We start from the raw sequence: 16,379 nt of genomic DNA on the forward strand, positions 1-16,379 counted from the left end.
GGCCTCGCCTGTTTCGGGATATTCGGGAGCCACCTTGAACGAGTTTCTGCAACACCTGATCAACATGCTGGTCCTCGGCGGCACCTATGCGCTGCTGGGGATTGGGCTGACATTGATCTTCGGCATCATGAACGTCGTGAACTTCACGCATGGAGTGCTCTATACATTCGGCGCCTACATCATGTTCATCGTAGTGCATCAACTCGGGGTGAATTTCTTCCTTGCGCTGCCGCTGGCCGTCCTGGCCGGCTGGCTGCTTGGCGCGGCGATCGAGCTGGTATTGCTGCGGCCGCTGCGCGGCTCCGACATCGACACCACCATGCTTGTCATGATCGGTGCCTGGATCGCGATGCAGTCCGGCGCCTTGTGGATATGGGGCGGCGTGGCGAAATCGGTCGCGACGCCGTTTCCCGAGGCGCCGCTCGTACTCGGACCGGTCTCGGTGTCCTGGCTGCGGCTGTTCGTGCTCGCCGCGGCAGCTATGCTGATCGTCGTGACCTTTCTCCTGATCAACAGGACAAGACTTGGTTGCGCGATGCGGGCGACGTTTCAGGACCATGACACCGCCTCGCTGATGGGCGTCAATGTCGACATGATCTACACCTCGACCTTCGCAATCGGTTCGAGCCTTGCCGCCGCGGCCGGTGCGTTGCTTGGGCCGGTCTACGTGATCTTCCCGCAAATGGGGGACCTCGCCGCCGTCAAGGCGTTTGCGATCGTGATCCTCGGCGGGCTCGGCAACATCACCGGGGCTGTCATCGGCGGTTTCATCCTGGCGTTGGCCGAAGAACTCGGCGCCGGCTACGTTTCGTCCGGATACCGCGATGCGATGGGCTTTCTGATCATCATTGCGGTCCTGATCTTCAAGCCGACCGGACTTTTCGCGCGTTCGGAGCGCGTCGGATGAGGACTGTGGTCGCCATTCTGACGGTCGTCGCGTTCACCTCCGTGCCGCTGTGGCTGCGCGACCCCTATCTTATGAACGCGCTGATCACGACCGGCATCTTCATCATCGGCGCGATGAGCCTCAATCTGCTGCTTGGGTTTACCGGCCAGCTCAGCCTCGGCCACATCGCGTTCTTCGGCATCGGCGCCTACGTCAGCGCCCTGACGTCGCTCGGCTTCGACGCCGGTTTGCCGTTCGGCCTCCGCGTGGTTCACGAGCCCTGGCCGCCGATTGTCGGGTTCGTGCTGGCGATCATCATCGCCGGATTTTGCGGATATCTGGTGGGGCTGCTGTCGTTTCGCGTGCGCGGCGCCTATTTCGTCATCGTGACGATTTCCTTTGCCGAAGTAGTCCGGCTGGTGGCGCTGAATTGGGTCGAGCTGACGCAGGGGCCGCTGGCGCTGACCAATATTCCCTCGATCACGATCGGATTGCCGGGTCTGGGGGATCTGACGCTGCGCACCAAGCTGCAGAATTACTACCTCGTGCTTGCGGTGGCGGTAGCGGCCTACGTGCTGATCTCGCGCCTGGTGCATTCGCATTTCGGCCGCTCCATGCGCGGGCTGATGGAAAACGAAACGCTGGCGGTGTCAGTCGGCATCGACGTGACGAAAACGCTCACGCTGGCTGCGGTGATCTCGGCCGGGATCGCCGGAGCGGCGGGCAGCCTCTATGCCCACTACATCCGCATTATCGATCCCGAGGTGTTTGCCTTCATCAATACCGTGACGATGGTGATCATGGTGATCACCGGCGGCAAGGGTTCGCTGGCGGGTCCTGTCGTCGGCGGAATGATCTTCGGATTGTTGCCTGTGTTCCTGCGCCCGATCATGGCGCCGGAGGCGCAATGGATCGCCTATGGCGGCGTGCTGATCGTGATCCTGTTCGTGTTGCCGCGCGGCATCGTGCCGTCGCTGGCGCAGCGATTTGCCAGGCCGCGAAGCCCGGCTGGAAAAGTTGTGCCGGTCGCGTTTTCCGAACGCGATGCCAAGGAGCATGCGTGATGGCGGCTCCTGCGGCGGCATTGATGGTGGAAAAGGTGGCCGTGCACTTCGGCGGGCTTGTTGCGCTTTCGGACATGAACTTCACGGTCAGCGAGGGCGAGATCGTCAGCCTGATCGGGCCCAACGGGGCCGGCAAGACCACCGCCTTCAACGTCGTCACCGGCTTTCTGGATCCGACCCATGGCGCCGTGAGCTACCGTGGAACGGCGCTCAACGGATTGAAGCCGCACCAGATCGCCGATCTCGGACTGATCCGCACCTTCCAGCGCACCAGTGTTTTTCCGAACGACACCGTCTACAATAATTTGCTGATCGGGCTGCATCGCCAGGGCAGGGTCAGTCTTCTCGAAGCCATTCTGGGCCTGCCGCGCGCGCGGTCTTCGCAGCGACGCTTGCGGGAACGCGCCGGCGAACTGGTCGAATGGGTCGGCCTCGAACGCCGCGCCCACGATCTTGCGGGCTCGTTGTCCTACGGCGAGCAGCGGCTTGTCGGCGTGGCGCTGGCGCTGGCGGCCGAGCCGTCGATGCTGCTGCTCGACGAGCCGGTCTCCGGCATGAACGCTTCGGAAACCCACACCTTCGTGCAACTGATCCGCAGCATCCGGGATCGTGGCGTAACCATCCTGCTTGTCGAGCACGACATGCCGATGGTGATGAGTGTTTCGGATCGGATTGTGGTGCTGAACTACGGCCGGATCATCGCCGAAGGCTCACCGGACGTGATTCGGAACAATCCCGCCGTCATCGAAGCCTATCTCGGGCAGGGAGCCAAACGTGCTTGAGATCCGCGACATGGTGTGTGGCTATGGCGGCGTCACGGCGCTGCGCGGTATTTCGCTGGAGGTCAAGGCCGGACAACTCGTCGCCCTGATCGGCGCCAACGGCGCCGGCAAGAGCACCACGCTGCGTGCGATCTCCGGACTGGTTGCGCCGCGTTCGGGATCGATGCTGTTCGAGGGCAAGGACATCGCCGGCGCCAAGCCGCCGCGCGTGGTGGCGGCGGGCATCGCGCATTGCCCGGAAGGACGCAAGGTTTTTCCACATATGACGGTCGAGGAAAACCTCGACATGGGCGCTTATCTGCGCACCGGCTCTGCCGAGATCGCGGCGGATCGCGATCGGATCTATGCCGAGTTTCCGCGCCTTGCCGACCGCAAGCGGCAGGCTGCCGGCACCTTGTCGGGCGGTGAGCAGCAAATGCTGGCGATCGGCCGGGCGCTGATGTCACGGCCACGACTGATCATGTTCGACGAGCCGTCGTTGGGGCTTGCACCCAACATCGTCGAGCGGACCTTTGCGATCATCCGCGGCATCCGCGATGCCGGCACGACGGTGCTGCTGGTCGAGCAGAACGCGTTTGCAGCGCTCGAAATGTGCGACCACGCCTATCTGCTGGAAGGCGGCCGCATCGTTCTGTCCGGGCCCGGCGCCGAGTTGATCGAGAACGAGCATGTGCGGAAGGCTTATCTTGGCGGATGAGCAGAACCAACCGACGGCCTTGCCCGGCGACCGAAAATGGATGCCGGTCTGCGGCCTCAGCCGGTTGATTTCACAAACGATCGTCTGTGCCCGCGTGACCGGCGTCGATCTGATCCTGGTCTGGAACGAAGGTCGCGCGGTGGCCTGCGAACGGATGTGCCCGCACGAACAGGCTGACCTCAGTTTCGGACACCTGTCGGGAGGACGCTTGGTCTGTCCCCGTCACGCGGCCTCGTTCGATCTTCGTAATGGCCAGATTTCCTACGGCTGGGCCAGCCGGCCGTTGCGGCTGTACCCGGCCCGGATCCGCGACGATCAGGTCTGGATCGACGCCGGGGCGATCAGATCGCCGGAGACCTGATCAACAAGCTTTCGGGCGAGATCGACAAGCGCGCCGTCAGGGCGCCGCAGCTCACCAAGGATGCTGAAATGGTCTGCGCCTTCGATCGGAACAAGCCTGCCTGGTGCGCCCGCGGCCATGCGCGCCTCATGAAGCCGGATTGAATCGAAAACCAGCGTCGGCAGTTCGGCCGTGCCATAGGCGATATCGAGCCGCTTGTGGACGGCGGGCAGGCGAAGCGGCGACAATGCTGCGACTTCCCGGTCGGTCAGCTTCAGTGCGTTGTTCAGCCCGGTATCGCGGATCGGCGCCAGATCGTAGACGCCCGAAATCGCCAATCCTGCGGCAACGTGCGGGTGGTCGAGCACCATGGCAACGAGCTGAGCGCCGGCCGACCAGCCCGAGAGGATGAGCGGCCCGGAAATGCCGTATGCCGCTCCGTTTTGCGCCAGCCAATCGAGCGACTGGGGTACCTCCGCCACAATCCGGGTCAAAGATGCGTCGGGAGCCAGCGAGTATCCGGGGATGGCGACCGACCAGCCGTGCGCCGCAACGCCTTCGACCAGCATGGCAAATACGTCGCGTGAGTTGCGCTGCCAGTAACCGCCGTGCAGGAAGACGAGGCAGGGCGCTGTCCTGTCGGCGGCCGGATAGAGATCGATCTTCGTCCGTTCGCGGTCGCCATAGGGTATGTCAAGAAAGGAGTTACGGCTGGCGCGCAACGCTTCGGACGCCTGGTTTCTCTCCGCGATCAGTGCCGCGCTGTTCTTTACCGCCGAATTGTTGTCATAGGCGGCGTCGCGCTCCGCCTGGGAAAGCGTGGCCCAGTTCAGCCGGGGATCTAGAGAGCCGTCGTTCGTCGCCATCGCATCATTCACGCAAGTTGTTCCCGTTTGCAGTATCGACGTTCTCTTGCAGCCAGTATACTCGCGCGGCCTATCCCGACAACCTCAAACAAACCGACGTTGCGGCAGGCATGATCCATCATCGGTGCGCTTGATCAATGCGAACTGCATTGCCAAAGCTGATTTCGATTTCGGTTGAATGTGAACCGGCTCGGCGCTTCGGGGCGTCCGTTGAGTTGTAAGGTTTCGAGCGAAAACGGAGAGCGTAACGGACAATAGGGCAATTAGCGCAAGTGGCGGGCTGAGGCGAACGGCGAAGGGTCGCGTGCCAGATGCTGGCCGGCCCCCTTGCGGCCGACCAGGGTGCCATCCGCGACGACGACCTCACCACGCACCAGCGTGGTCACGGGCCAACCGGTGACGCGGAAGCCCTCATAGGGCGTGTAGTCGGGTCCGTGATGCAGAATGTCCTGGCTGATCGTCACCTCGCGTGCCGGGTCCCAGATCGCGATGTCTGCATCCGAGCCGATCGCGATCGTGCCCTTTCGCGGGTAGAGGCCGTAGGTCTTGGCATGGTTGGTCGCCGAGAGCGCAACGAACCGGTTCAGATCGATTCGTCCTTTGACCACGCCTTCCGAAAACAGGATCGGCAGTCGCGTCTCGACACCGGGAATCCCGTTCGGCACCCAGCGAAAGCTGGTGCGGCCTTTCGGCGCGAGCTTTCCGGTCGTGTCGTAGCGGAATGCGCAGTGGTCGGAGGAGAAAACGCTGAAAGTCCCTTGCTGCAATCCCTCCCAGCACGCGATCTGGCTTGGGACATCGCGTGGCGGCGGGCTGCAAACGTATTTGGCGCCCTCCATGTTGAGCCCTTCCATGTCCTTTTCGGTCAGGACGAGATATTGCGGGCAGGTTTCACCAAATACCTTGAGACCGCGCTGCTGGGCGCGGCGGATTTCCTCCATCGCCTCGCGATTGGAGACGTGGACGATCATCACGGGAACGTCGATCAGCTCGGCAAGGGCAATGGCGCGATGGGTGGCTTCGCGTTCGACAACAATCGGGCGGGATGCGCCGTGGAAATGCGGCGCGGTCTGGCCACCTCGCTCGAGGCGATCGGTGAGGAAACGGATGGCATCGAAATTCTCGGCGTGGACCATGACCAGCGCGCCGGTCTCGCGAGCAACTGACATCACCTCGAGGATCTGGCGATCGCTGAGCGCCAGATCTTCATAGGTCATGAAAACCTTGAACGAGGTGTAGCCGTCCTTGATCAGGGCCGGGAGCTCCTGGCCGAGAACCTGCTCGGTCGGATCGGAGATGATCAGATGGAAACTGACGTCAATGTAGCAGTTGCCATCGGCCTTGGCGTGATAGTCCCGCACCGCCTGACGCAGGCTGTGTCCGCGTTCCTGCAGGCAGAACGGCAACACCGTGGTGTTGCCTCCGAAGGCGGCGGCGCGGGTGCCGCTTTCGAAATCATCGGCCATGACGATGCCGGGCCCGCTCGGCTGCGACAGATGGACATGGCTGTCGATACCGCCGGGCAGGACGAGCAGCCCGGTGGCATCGATGGTCCGTGCTGTGTCGCCGAGATCATGCCCGAGCGCCGCAATTTGGCCGTTGGCGATCCCGATATCGCAAGCGTACGTGTCGGAAGCAGTTGCCACTGTGCCGCCGCGGATGATGGTGTCGAATGTCATGTCGCGCTCCCGTCGGGATCGGTTTGCGGTTTGCTCGCCGGGCAGCGCTGCCGCGCCATGCGGCAGCGCTTGCTATTAGTTGGTGGGACCGTCGCCACGGATAACGAAAGTCGTGGCTTTCAGCTTGGTCATGCCGAACTTGTCGAACAGTCTGTCATAGGTGCCGTCGGTGCGGATGGCCGTCAGCGCATCCGCCGCCGCCTGCGCCAGCAGCTTGTCGCGGAAGGCGAAGGTGATGTCGGTGCCGGCAATGTCCCTGACCCAGATTTTTGCGATGCCGCGCTGCTCGAGCGAGTTGGCGGTTTCGTTGATGTTGAGCGCTGCCTCGAGTTGTCCGGCGCGCAGGGCCGCCGAAGTCGCGGTGACGGTCGTGAACGTGCGCAATTCGACTTCCTTGAGGCCTTTGGCCACCATCGCGGCGCTGAACTCGCGCGCCTTGCGCTCGGTATAGGTCGCCGACTCGACGCCGACGACGCGGCCGGCGAGATCCTCGAACTTCTCCAGCTTCAGACTGGATGCAGGATCGGTATAAATGCTGATCGCCTGCTGCGCGTAGGGCACGAGGTACAGCATCTTCGAGCGCTCCTCGGTCCAGAACAGACCGGTGTTGATGGCGTCGAAGCGGCCGGAGCGCAGACCCGGGATCATCGGCGGGAAATCCATCCGCAGGAAGACGGGTTCGATGCAGATGCGCTTGGCGATTTCGCGGGCCAGTTCGACGTTGAGCCCCTGCAGTTCGCCCTTGTCGTCGATGAATTGCTGCGGTGGCAGGGTCGGGTTGATCGACATCTGCCATTTGCCGGCTTCGATCAGGCTCGATGCCGGCACTTTAGGTGTGCAGTTCTGGGCGTGAGCTGTTGGGACGAGGCTGATGAGCACGATGAGGGCGGAGAAGGTCTTGAGAAGTCGCATGCGTGAACTCCTGTGCAAAGTGAATAGATGAGGAGGCGTTCTCCGGGTCTGGTCGTCTTTTCGTTGTCTCGTTATGTCGCGTTCGGCGTACTGGATGCGCAATCGGCTTGGCGGGTCAGGATCAGCGAGGTATGGCGGGCCTCCGTCACCACTTCGTCGCGCTGGTTGACCAGATCGAGCGCCTCAATGACGATGCCGCGCGCGGGATTTTTGGTCAGCCGCTTCTCGACGAAGCGGAATCGCACGCGCAGTCGGTCACCAGCGACCACAGGCGCTTTGAAGCGCACACCGTCCCAGCCGAGCGAGGCGACCGAAGTCTCTTCGTAGAGCTTCAACTCCGATTTCAACCCTTCCATCAGGGACAGGCCATACAGCCCGTGCGCGATCACCGCCAGGAAGCCGCGGGATTTCGCGTAAGCAGCGTTGACATGCAGCGGATGATGATCGCGCGTGACGTCGGCGAAGGCCGCGATATCGGCCGGCGTAACGGTGTGCACGGCGCTCTCGAACTGCGTGCCGGGTTCGATATCCTCAAAGCGGAGATTGATCGCTGCGGTGACTGTGGTTTCCATGGCGTGTCCTCAGGCGACCTTGCGCGGGCGAGCCGGCAGTTCCACGAAGCTCTGACCGATTCCCATCGGCCCGGGCCGGAAGATACGGGGGTCCATATCCCTGAGGTCGGGGCTGATGCGCGGCCGGAAGCCCATATGCGCCAGCACGTCCTGCTCCAGGCGTACGCCCGGGGCGATCTCGGTCAAAGTGAGGCCGCCATTCTCGAGCTGGAACACGGCGCGTTCGGTGACGTAGGACACTTCCTGGCCGCGCTGCGCGGCCAGCTCGGCACTGAAGCTGATCTGGCCAACCTGCGGCACGAATTTACGGAAGGCGCCGTCGCGGCGGATCGCCAGCCGTCCGTTTTCCACGGCGATGTCGAACTTGCCGCCGGTCATGGTACCGCTGAAGATCAGCCGCTTGGCGTTCTGGGTGATGTCGATAAAGCCGCCCGAGCCGTCGCGGCGGTCGCCGAAACGGGTGACATTGACATTGCCGGTTTCGTCCACTTCCGCGAACGAGAGGAAGGCGCAAGAGAGCCCGCCGCCGTCGTAGAAATCGAACTGGTAGGCCTGATCGAGGATGGCGCGGGGATTGATGGCGGTGCCGAACTCCCGCGCGTGACCCGGTACGCCGCCAACCACGCCAGATTCCACGGTTAGCGTGATCAGATCGGCGATGCCTTCCTCGGCAGCGACATTGGGGATCATGGCGGAGATGCCGACGCCGAGATTGACCACATCGCGCGGACGCAGCTCGAAGGTGGCGCGGCGGGCGATCACCCGCCGTTCGCTGAGCGGGTCTGGTGTGATCATCGCGACCGGTACATGGGTCTCGCCGCAGCGGGCGGGATCGTGGACGGTGCCGTAGGTCTGCATCTGATCGGGTTCGAGCACCACATGATCGATCAGGAAGCCGGGGATCTTGACCATCTGCGGATGGATCGAGCCGCGCTTGACGATCCTTTTCACCTGGCAGATCACGGTGCCGCCGGCATTGTGCACCGCCTGCGCGATCGAGAGATCCTCGCGCGTGGTGCCTTCGTGCTCCATGCTGATATAGCCGTCTTCATCCGCCGAGGTGCCGCGGATGATCGCGACATCAGGCGGCGAAGGCGCGCGGTAGAGCAGCCATGATTGCCCGTGCAGCTCGACGAGGTCGACCAGCGGCAGGGTGGTGCGCGCGTTCATGCGCCCGCCGTCCTGGCGTGGGTCCATATAGGTGTTGAGGCCGACATGGGTGAGCACGCCGGGATGCTTCGCGGCCATGGCACGGCAGAGCTGGCTCATCACGCCTTGGGGGAAGTTGTAGGCGTCGATCAATTCGTCGCGCACCAGGCGCATGAACGGCACCTGCAGGCCGAAATTGCCGCCGACCACCCGCGCGATCAGGCTCTCATGCGCAAGATGGCATAGACCCTTCTCGGTCACCGCGCCGACGCCTGTGATATTGATCAGCGTCAGCCCGTGCGGCCCACCGCCGCCGAGGAAACGCTGCTCCAGCGCATCGAGAATGGCTTCCGCCACGCCGGTACCGCCATTGCCGCCGACAATCAGCGTATCGGCGTCGCGGACCAGGCTGGCGGCTGCTGCCGCGGTGAGGATGCTCAGCACGGTTGCACGCTCCAATTCATGCGGCTTCCTTTTCGACCTGGCGGGCGATGATGAGGCGCTGGATCTGGTTGGTGCCCTCGTAAATCTGCGCGAGGCGCACGTCGCGGAACAGCCGCTCGATGCGGTAGTCGCGTGAATAGCCATTGCCGCCATGGATCTGCAGCGCGTTGGAGACGTGCTTCATCGCCATGTCGGTGGTGAACAATTTTGCTTGCGCGGCTTCCTTGGCGATCGGCTCGCCGGCGTCGTGCAGGCGAGCGGCGTGGTGGATCAGCAGGCGGGCGGCCGCGATGTCGGTCGCCATGTCGGCCAGCATGAACTGAATCGCCTGGAAACCGATGATCGGCTGGCCGAACTGCTTGCGGTCCTTGGCGTAGGCGGTGGCATCCTCGAACGCGGCCTGTGCCATGCCGAGCGCCATCGACGCCATCATCAGCCGGCTGAAATTGAAGTTGCTCATGGCCATCTTGAAGGCCTGGTTCTCCGGCCCCATCACGCTGTCGGCCGGCAGGCGCACGCCGGAGAAGGTGATCTGGCAATCCTCCAGGCCGTGCATGCCCAGCAGCTCTTCGTTCTTGCCGCGCGCGATGCCCGGCAATTTGCCGTCGACGAGCAGGCAGGAGATGGCGCGGTGTCCGGACTCCGCGCCGGTACGGGCGAACACCATGATGCGGTCGGCGACGCCGCCGAGTGTCACCCAGGCCTTGGTGCCGTCGAGCAGCCAGCCGTTGCCGTTGCGCACCGCGGTCGTCCTGATGCCGGCGACATCGGAGCCGTGGTCGGGTTCGGAGACGGCAGTGGCGGGGATGATCTCGCCGCTCAGGATTTGCGGAATCAGCGCCTTGTGCGTCTCGGTGCCGTGCTGGTCGAAAAACAGCACCGCCTCGACCGGAATGGCGAAGGCATTGGCCACCGCGCCCGAACAGCGTGCCAGCTCTTCCATGGCGATGCAGGCCGCGATCGCGTCGAGCCCCGCGCCGCCTGCGCCTTCGCGCAGGCAGATGCCGAACAGGCCGAGGTCGGCCATGCCCTTGTAGAGCGAACGGTCGAAGCGGTCGTCGCGATCGATGGCAGCCGCGCGCGGCAGGATCTCGGCTTGCGCGAAGCGCCGCGCGGTGTCGCGCAGCGCCTTCTGGTCCTCGGTGTAGAAACGGTCCATGGCGCTTCCCTCAGTCGCTGGCGAGCTTGGAATCGTGGGCGACCTCGTCCTTCTCGCGGTCGAAGAAGTACGCGGCGACATCGGCCCCCGGCACGCCATAGGCGTTGCAGACGCTGCGCGTCAGCGCGGCTGCTGCGGCGCGGCGCTCGGCCTCGCTGCGGCGGAACGCGTGCACCTTGAGCAGGATACGCTGGCCCGTGCCTTGTGATCCCATCTCCCCGGCATGGGCGTAGTCGTCTGGCGCGATCGGCAGGAAAAACAGCGTGATCGTCTGCGCGTCGACGCCGAAGCTCGACATTAGGCCGTCGGTAATGGATTTTGCCAACGCAGCCTTGCTGTGAGGCGGAGCAGGCGGCGCGAGAATTTCGACATAGGGCATCGATCAAGCCTTTGACGCGGAAGATGTGGATGCGGAAGATCTGGACGCGGAATATCTAGGCGTGGACGGATCGAACGGGCGGCAGGAATCGCGCTTGACCAGCCGGGCACCGACGCGATATTCGCGCACGCCGTCGGAGCCGTTGCCCTTGGCGTCGATGCGCTGCAGCAGGCGGTCGACAGCGAGATTGGCAAGGTCGCGCGCGCCGTTATCGACGATGCTGATGGCCGGGCGGTGCCATTCGAACCAGGGTGTATCCTCGTAACAGAGCAGCGAGAGATCATCGGGAATCGCCAGGCCACGTTCCGAGATCACGCGCAGTGCACCGAGCGTCGCCTCATGGTTGGCGACGAAGATCGCACTGGGGGGCTCGGCGAGATCCAGCAGCTTGCGACAGGAGGCGGCGCCGGTTTCCGGCTCGAAATGGCCGGCATGGATCAAGGTGTCGTCCACTTGTATCGATGCTTCGCGCAGTGCCCGCACATAGCCTGACAGTCGCTCCCGTCCCGATGTTGTATCCGGACGGCCGACAATGATGCCGATCCGGCGATGTCCGAGATCGATGAGGTAGCGCGTGCCCACATATGCGCCTTGCGGATCGTCGGCGAGCACGGTTTCGAGGTCTGTCGCGTCGTCGCGGCGCACCAGGCAGACGATCGGGATATCGCTGGCCAGAGCCGTCAGGCGGGCGCCGTTCTTGCCCGTGGGCACCACGATCAGTCCGTCGACGCGATGGTCGGCAAGCGTCGTCAGGGTGTCGCTCTCCTGCTGCGGATCGTCGCCGGCGATGCACAGCAGCATCTGGTAGCCGAGCGCCTTCAATCGCGCCTGCACCACCTCGGCCATCACCTGGAACGACGCATTGGTGAGGTTGTGGACGACAAATCCCACCAGTCGCGACTGCCCGGTCTTGAGCCCACGCGCGATCGGGTTGGCACGGTAACCGAGCTCGCGCGCAATGCGCGTCAAGCGCTGCTGCGTACGCTCGCTCGTCAAGCCGCTGCCGCCCAGCGCGCGCGAGGCCGTGCTGACCGAAACGCGGGCCGCCAGTGCCACATCTTTGAGCGTGACGCTCATCAATCCCGCCGTTAAAATGGAAACGATTGCAAGAAACTATTGGCGAGATGTCCCGTGTGCAAGCCTAAATTAAAGATGTGGTTTGCCCAAATCGGCGCCAATACTGCAATCGTTTGCAGCATTGCGGGGGCTCGCGATAAGGGCCGCTGCGCGGGTTTACCTGAGCAACTGGAAGTTCCTCGATGAAGACATTTCGCGGTACCTACACAGTCATGATCACGCCGTTCACGCCGGCCGGCGACGTCGATGCCGAGGCGTTGCGAGACTTCGTCGATTGGCAGATCGAGCAGGGGATCCACGGGCTGATTCCCCTCGGCTCGACTGGAGAGTTCCTGTCGCTCGACGATGACGAGAAGGTTCTGGTGGCCGAGACGGTAATTGCCCAGGCCGCGGGGCGGGTGCCGGTGCTGATCGGGACCGGTGCGGAGGATACGCGGGAGGTGGTGCGCCTCAGCCGTCGTGCCGAAAAATTGGGCGCCGACGGCGTGATGATCATTCCACCGTTCTATTCGACGCCGACCGACGACGAACTCGTCCATCACTACAAGACAGTGGCCGATGCGATCTCGCTGCCCATCATGGTCTACAATAATCCGGCGACCGCCAACGTCGATCTCAAGCCGGCGCTGGTGGCGCGCCTCGCCCAGATCGACAATTGTCTTTACATCAAGGAGTCGACGCTCGAGGTGACGCGCGTGCGCGACATCATCCGGCTGTGCGGTGACCGGATGACCGTGTTCGGCGGTATCCTCGGGTTTGAATCTTTCGTGGAGGGTGCGCAGGGCTGGGTAGCGGTTGCTTCCAATGTCGTACCCCAGGCCATGGCACGCATCTTCAGCCTCGTCGCCAATGAAGGCGACATCAATGCGGCGCGCAAGCTCTATCTCGACTATTTGCCGCTGATCGAATTCGTCGGTGGCCAGGCTTACGTCGCCGGCACCAAAGCGCTGCTCAGCCACATGGGCTTTTCTGCCGGCGTGCCGCGTCCGCCGCGTCTGCCCTTGCCGGGCCCGCAGGACGCGGCCGCGCGCGCATTGGTGGCGAAGTTCGGTCTGGTCTGGCCGGGTGCGATGGTTTCATCAAGGCAGGTCGCCGGCTGAGGAAAGGGCGCGCATATGATCGCAGTAGCTCGTCACAGGCACAGCGCGGTTCCACGGGGCGAGCGATCATGAGTGATCGGATGAAGAAACTCGACCTGCGCGGCGTCACCGTCGCCATCGTGCTGCCATTCAAGGACGACCTGACGATCGACTGGGAAGGCTACGCCCGGCTGCTCGACTATTGCGCCTGCCCGGATGGCATCGCGGCGGTTTTCGTCAACGGTCATGCGGGCGAGGGCGGCTCGCTGTCGGACGCCGAGCGCCAGGCGGTGATCGCCCGGACGCGGGCCCATATCGGCGCAAAGCCGCTGCTTGCCGGCATCATTGCGCACTCGACCGCCGACGCCATCAGCCAGGCTCGGCTCGCCGAGGCCGCCGGTGCGGATTGCGCGGTCCTGTTTCCACCCGCTCCCATTGGCGGCGGTGCATCGGCCACGCCGCGCGCGCCGGTGGCCTTCGTGCGGGCGGTCAGCTCGGCGATCGGAATCCCGGTGTCTATCTTCCAGTATCCGTTGGCGTCCGGCTTTGGCTATTCGCCGCAGACGCTTGCGGAAATGGCGGCCATCGACCGCGTCATCGCCGTCAAGGAAGGCAGCGATACGATGCTCGCCTATGACGAGAACCGGCGGGCGGTGAAAAAAGCCGATCCGAAGGTTGCGGTGCTGCCGTCGAACTACAACTGGTTTTTGCCGCAGCTCGCCGTCGGTGGTGACGGCATCCTGTCCGGGCTCGTCAGCCTGGCGCCGCATCTGTTTGTCGAACTTTGGCAGGCGTCGGTCGCCGACGACCTCAAGGCGATGCGCGCCGTGAACGAGCGCCTCTATCCGATCGTCAAGGCGATTTACGGTCCAGCACCGATCGTTGATATGCATACGCGCATGAAAGTGGGCCTTAAAGAACTCGGCCTGATCCGTAACGCAGATCCGCGGCCACCGCTGCTGCCAGTCCTGCCCGAACTTTACGACGCCATCGCAACGGCGCTCGGCGCGGCGCGCCGCGCCGGCGACATTCGTCTGGCTTGAGGGCGCGGTCATGTCTGAAGAGGCCTTTATCGATATCGTGGTTCGCGACGGCGGCACGAAAATTGCTGCCGAACACCACACGGAGACGAGCCGATGCCCCATTTCAATCTGACGGCCAGCGTCGACTACTTTTTCAATTTCTTCCTGATGAAGGGCGTGCTCGTCACCATCGGCTTGACGGTTGCCGGAGTCGTTGGCGGGCTCATTCTGGGGATGGGCATTGCGCTGATGCGCATGTCATCCAATCCTGTACTCAGCGGCTTCGCCCGATTCTACATCTGGTTCTTTCGCGGCACGCCGCTCCTGATCCAGCTGGTGGTGATCTACAGCGGTCTGCCGCAACTCGGCATCAAGTTCGACGTGATCACCTGCGCCCTGGTCGGATTGATCCTCAATGAAGCCGCATACCTTGCTGAAATCGTTCGCAGCGGTTTCATGGCGGTGTCCGCCGGGCAACGGGAGGCCGCCTGGGCTTTAAGTCTGTCGAGATGGGTGACGTTCCGGCGCATCACGCTGCCGCAGGCCTTTCGCCTGATGATTCCGCCGCTCGGCAACTCCATCAATTCGCTCCTGAAGGCGACGTCGCTCGCCTCGGTCATCTCGGTCGAGGAGATCATGCGCCGAAGCGACATGCTGATGCAGGAGCATTTTCAGATTCTCGAGGTCTACGCGGCCGCCACCGCCTATTACCTGATCCTCACCTCGCTCTGGGATGTGGTTCAACGCCGCCTCGAAAAACACTTTGGCCGATCGAGCGCGACAAGATCGCGAAGAGCCAACGCAACAGCGCCGTCGCCGCAAGCCGGCCTCGAGGCCAGAGCATGAAAGTGTCAAGGGGAGATTGTTGTTGCGAGGAACGAAGCTCCGATCGCGAGGAGGGGCTCGGGTTCGCGCGCCACTCAAGGAAACGCACCGATGGCAACTGATATTGACGATGGACAGGGACAGCCCCGCAAAGGCGAAGTGCCGGCGGTTCGGATGGAGGCGGTCTACAAGTACTACGGCGATTTCACCGCCTTGGACGAGATCGATCTCAAGGTGGCCAGTGGCGAGAAGATTGTTATCTGCGGGCCGTCCGGTTCGGGGAAATCGACCCTGATCCGCTGCATCAATCATATCGAAAAGCACGACCAGGGGCTGATCTACGTCAACGGCACTGAGCTCGATGATCAGCGTAAGAACATCGATGCCATCCGGCGGGACACCGGCATGGTGTTCCAGAGCTTCAACCTGTTCCCGCACATGACGACCCTGGAGAACTGCATCCTGGCGCCGATGACGGTGAACGGCATGACGAAGGAGGAGGCGAAGGATGTCGCCATGCACTTCCTGACCAAGGTTCGGATCCCGGAGCAGGCCGAAAAGTTTCCGGGGCAGTTGTCGGGCGGACAGCAGCAGCGCGTCGCGATCGCGCGCGCGCTCTGCATGCGGCCGAAGATCATGCTGTTCGACGAGCCGACGTCGGCGCTCGATCCGGAAATGGTCAAGGAAGTACTGGAAACCATGAAGAAGCTGGCGGAAGAGGGCATGACGATGCTCTGCGTCACCCACGAGATGGGCTTCGCGCGCGAGGTCGCGGACCGGATCGTCTTCATGAACGAAGGAAAAATCGTCGAGCAGTCAGCTCCGGAAAATTTCTTCAATCATCCGGCGTCCGAGCGGGCGAGGACATTCCTCGACCAGATCCTGCATTAGTCGGTGTGAGGGCAGTCGGTTAGGGCGATGGGCAGCGCCGCTGCTGCCTTACAAATTTCGCGATGATGCAATTTGTGCTGCTGATTTGCCCGACGAGTCAAAATGTTTTTCGTGGGCAAAGCAGCCATGCCAGAGAGCCCTTTGTTTGCAAGGGGTTCCTTTCTTTGCATGGGGTTGTTTTCGATATTTCAGTCGGGAGTGAGAAACGACGGCTCAGTCATTGACTGCGTAGCGTGTCTAACCACATCGGGCCCGGCGCAACCACCGTAGTCGAAAGCGCGCTTCATCGGCCTGAGGCATAAAAGATCTAAGAGATGAATGACCTAGACCGTCGCTTCATCGTCGCCCCGATGATGGATTGGACCGAGAGTTCAAGTTTTTCTATCGATTAGGAAGCGGCGTGTGCACGATGTGTGCGCCGGGAGATCAAAACAGACCGCAAGAGAGCCATATGAGTGGGTCTGAGCAGCGCGGATTTGCTCAACGGGCAGTGCGTCAAATGATCGATCCGGATCTGCCGCTGATTGGGAGCGCTTCTCGATTTTGGCATGAGAAC

General features: G+C 62.9%; 17 protein-coding genes. 9 read left to right on the forward strand and 8 right to left on the reverse strand.

The features are described 5' to 3' along the window. Positions 1–34: 34 nt before the first annotated feature. From ACSQ84_RS03060 to ACSQ84_RS03080, 5 genes are read left to right on the forward strand one after another with little or no spacing between them, the layout of a single operon-like run. Complete coding sequence (locus ACSQ84_RS03060) at positions 35–907, forward strand: branched-chain amino acid ABC transporter permease (protein ID WP_436210163.1); 873 nt, start codon at positions 35–37, stop codon at positions 905–907. Further along, the gene (locus tag ACSQ84_RS03065) at positions 904–1,950 is read left to right on the forward strand and encodes a branched-chain amino acid ABC transporter permease (protein ID WP_436210164.1); all 1,047 of its coding nucleotides are present in this window, start codon (positions 904–906) and stop codon (positions 1,948–1,950) included. The genes ACSQ84_RS03060 and ACSQ84_RS03065 overlap by 4 nt, the downstream gene beginning before the upstream one ends. After that, positions 1,950–2,732, forward strand: coding sequence for an ABC transporter ATP-binding protein (locus ACSQ84_RS03070; RefSeq protein ID WP_436210165.1), 783 nt, complete (start codon positions 1,950–1,952; stop codon positions 2,730–2,732). Before ACSQ84_RS03065 ends, ACSQ84_RS03070 begins: the two co-directional genes overlap by 1 nt. Continuing rightward, positions 2,725–3,429, forward strand: coding sequence for an ABC transporter ATP-binding protein (locus ACSQ84_RS03075; protein WP_436210166.1), 705 nt, complete (start codon positions 2,725–2,727; stop codon positions 3,427–3,429). The genes ACSQ84_RS03070 and ACSQ84_RS03075 overlap by 8 nt, the downstream gene beginning before the upstream one ends. Continuing rightward, positions 3,419–3,790, forward strand: coding sequence for a Rieske (2Fe-2S) protein (locus ACSQ84_RS03080; RefSeq protein ID WP_436210167.1), 372 nt, complete (start codon positions 3,419–3,421; stop codon positions 3,788–3,790). Before ACSQ84_RS03075 ends, ACSQ84_RS03080 begins: the two co-directional genes overlap by 11 nt. On the opposite strand, the gene ACSQ84_RS03085 is transcribed toward ACSQ84_RS03080, so the two are convergent. From ACSQ84_RS03085 to ACSQ84_RS03120, 8 genes are all read right to left on the reverse strand, one after another. Next, positions 3,745–4,635 carry an alpha/beta hydrolase gene (locus tag ACSQ84_RS03085; protein WP_436210168.1) on the reverse strand — a complete coding sequence of 297 codons (891 nt, stop codon included), beginning with the start codon at positions 4,633–4,635 and terminating at the stop codon, positions 3,745–3,747. The genes ACSQ84_RS03080 and ACSQ84_RS03085 overlap by 46 nt on opposite strands. Positions 4,636–4,898: 263 nt before the next feature. Next, on the reverse strand, positions 4,899–6,314 hold the full coding sequence (hydA, locus tag ACSQ84_RS03090; protein WP_436210169.1) for a dihydropyrimidinase: 1,416 nt from the start codon (positions 6,312–6,314) through the stop codon (positions 4,899–4,901). Positions 6,315–6,389: 75 nt separating this feature from the next. After that, positions 6,390–7,226 carry a transporter substrate-binding domain-containing protein gene (locus ACSQ84_RS03095; RefSeq protein ID WP_436210170.1) on the reverse strand — a complete coding sequence of 279 codons (837 nt, stop codon included), beginning with the start codon at positions 7,224–7,226 and terminating at the stop codon, positions 6,390–6,392. A 71-nt stretch (positions 7,227–7,297) separates the two neighbouring features. After that, the gene (locus ACSQ84_RS03100; protein ID WP_436210171.1) at positions 7,298–7,798 is read right to left on the reverse strand and encodes a MaoC family dehydratase; all 501 of its coding nucleotides are present in this window, start codon (positions 7,796–7,798) and stop codon (positions 7,298–7,300) included. Positions 7,799–7,807: 9 nt separating this feature from the next. Further along, positions 7,808–9,391, reverse strand: coding sequence for an acyl CoA:acetate/3-ketoacid CoA transferase (locus ACSQ84_RS03105; protein ID WP_436210172.1), 1,584 nt, complete (start codon positions 9,389–9,391; stop codon positions 7,808–7,810). Positions 9,392–9,407: 16 nt separating this feature from the next. Continuing rightward, complete coding sequence (locus ACSQ84_RS03110) at positions 9,408–10,550, reverse strand: acyl-CoA dehydrogenase family protein (RefSeq protein WP_436210173.1); 1,143 nt, start codon at positions 10,548–10,550, stop codon at positions 9,408–9,410. Positions 10,551–10,560: 10 nt separating this feature from the next. Next, a complete protein-coding gene (locus ACSQ84_RS03115; RefSeq protein ID WP_436210174.1) occupies positions 10,561–10,929 on the reverse strand; it encodes a tautomerase family protein in 369 nt (122 codons plus the stop codon). A 3-nt stretch (positions 10,930–10,932) separates the two neighbouring features. Next, positions 10,933–12,006: a LacI family DNA-binding transcriptional regulator gene (locus tag ACSQ84_RS03120; RefSeq protein WP_436210175.1), complete on the reverse strand. Its 1,074-nt coding sequence runs from the start codon at positions 12,004–12,006 to the stop codon at positions 10,933–10,935. A 182-nt stretch (positions 12,007–12,188) separates the two neighbouring features. On the opposite strand from ACSQ84_RS03120, the gene dapA reads away from it, so the two are divergent. The 4 genes from dapA to ACSQ84_RS03140 all read left to right on the forward strand — a co-directional run bounded on the left by dapA (position 12,189) and on the right by ACSQ84_RS03140 (position 15,823). Beyond that, positions 12,189–13,106, forward strand: coding sequence for a 4-hydroxy-tetrahydrodipicolinate synthase (gene dapA / locus ACSQ84_RS03125; protein ID WP_436210176.1), 918 nt, complete (start codon positions 12,189–12,191; stop codon positions 13,104–13,106). Between the two features lie 68 nt (positions 13,107–13,174). Further along, positions 13,175–14,128 (forward strand): dihydrodipicolinate synthase family protein, encoded by a 954-nt coding sequence (locus ACSQ84_RS03130; protein WP_436210177.1) that lies wholly within the window; start codon positions 13,175–13,177, stop codon positions 14,126–14,128. Between the two features lie 93 nt (positions 14,129–14,221). After that, positions 14,222–14,953 carry an amino acid ABC transporter permease gene (locus ACSQ84_RS03135; protein ID WP_436210178.1) on the forward strand — a complete coding sequence of 244 codons (732 nt, stop codon included), beginning with the start codon at positions 14,222–14,224 and terminating at the stop codon, positions 14,951–14,953. Positions 14,954–15,043: 90 nt separating this feature from the next. Continuing rightward, on the forward strand, positions 15,044–15,823 hold the full coding sequence (locus ACSQ84_RS03140) for an amino acid ABC transporter ATP-binding protein (RefSeq protein WP_436210179.1): 780 nt from the start codon (positions 15,044–15,046) through the stop codon (positions 15,821–15,823). Positions 15,824–16,379: the final 556 nt, after the last annotated feature.

The sequence above is a fragment of the Bradyrhizobium sp. LjRoot220 genome (assembly GCF_964252915.1).
Taxonomy (GTDB): Bacteria; Pseudomonadota; Alphaproteobacteria; order Rhizobiales; family Xanthobacteraceae; genus Bradyrhizobium.

Coding starts and splice junctions, on each gene's coding strand:
- ACSQ84_RS03140 (WP_436210179.1), top strand. CDS start 15,044: ATGGCAACTGATATTGACGATGGACAGGGACAGCCCCGCAAAGGCGAA.
- ACSQ84_RS03085 (WP_436210168.1), bottom strand. CDS start 4,635: ATGGCGACGAACGACGGCTCTCTAGATCCCCGGCTGAACTGGGCCACG.
- ACSQ84_RS03110 (WP_436210173.1), bottom strand. CDS start 10,550: ATGGACCGTTTCTACACCGAGGACCAGAAGGCGCTGCGCGACACCGCG.
- hydA (WP_436210169.1), bottom strand. CDS start 6,314: ATGACATTCGACACCATCATCCGCGGCGGCACAGTGGCAACTGCTTCC.
- dapA (WP_436210176.1), top strand. CDS start 12,189: ATGAAGACATTTCGCGGTACCTACACAGTCATGATCACGCCGTTCACG.
- ACSQ84_RS03120 (WP_436210175.1), bottom strand. CDS start 12,006: ATGAGCGTCACGCTCAAAGATGTGGCACTGGCGGCCCGCGTTTCGGTC.
- ACSQ84_RS03115 (WP_436210174.1), bottom strand. CDS start 10,929: ATGCCCTATGTCGAAATTCTCGCGCCGCCTGCTCCGCCTCACAGCAAG.
- ACSQ84_RS03135 (WP_436210178.1), top strand. CDS start 14,222: ATGCCCCATTTCAATCTGACGGCCAGCGTCGACTACTTTTTCAATTTC.
- ACSQ84_RS03065 (WP_436210164.1), top strand. CDS start 904: ATGAGGACTGTGGTCGCCATTCTGACGGTCGTCGCGTTCACCTCCGTG.
- ACSQ84_RS03130 (WP_436210177.1), top strand. CDS start 13,175: ATGAGTGATCGGATGAAGAAACTCGACCTGCGCGGCGTCACCGTCGCC.
- ACSQ84_RS03100 (WP_436210171.1), bottom strand. CDS start 7,798: ATGGAAACCACAGTCACCGCAGCGATCAATCTCCGCTTTGAGGATATC.
- ACSQ84_RS03095 (WP_436210170.1), bottom strand. CDS start 7,226: ATGCGACTTCTCAAGACCTTCTCCGCCCTCATCGTGCTCATCAGCCTC.
- ACSQ84_RS03070 (WP_436210165.1), top strand. CDS start 1,950: ATGGCGGCTCCTGCGGCGGCATTGATGGTGGAAAAGGTGGCCGTGCAC.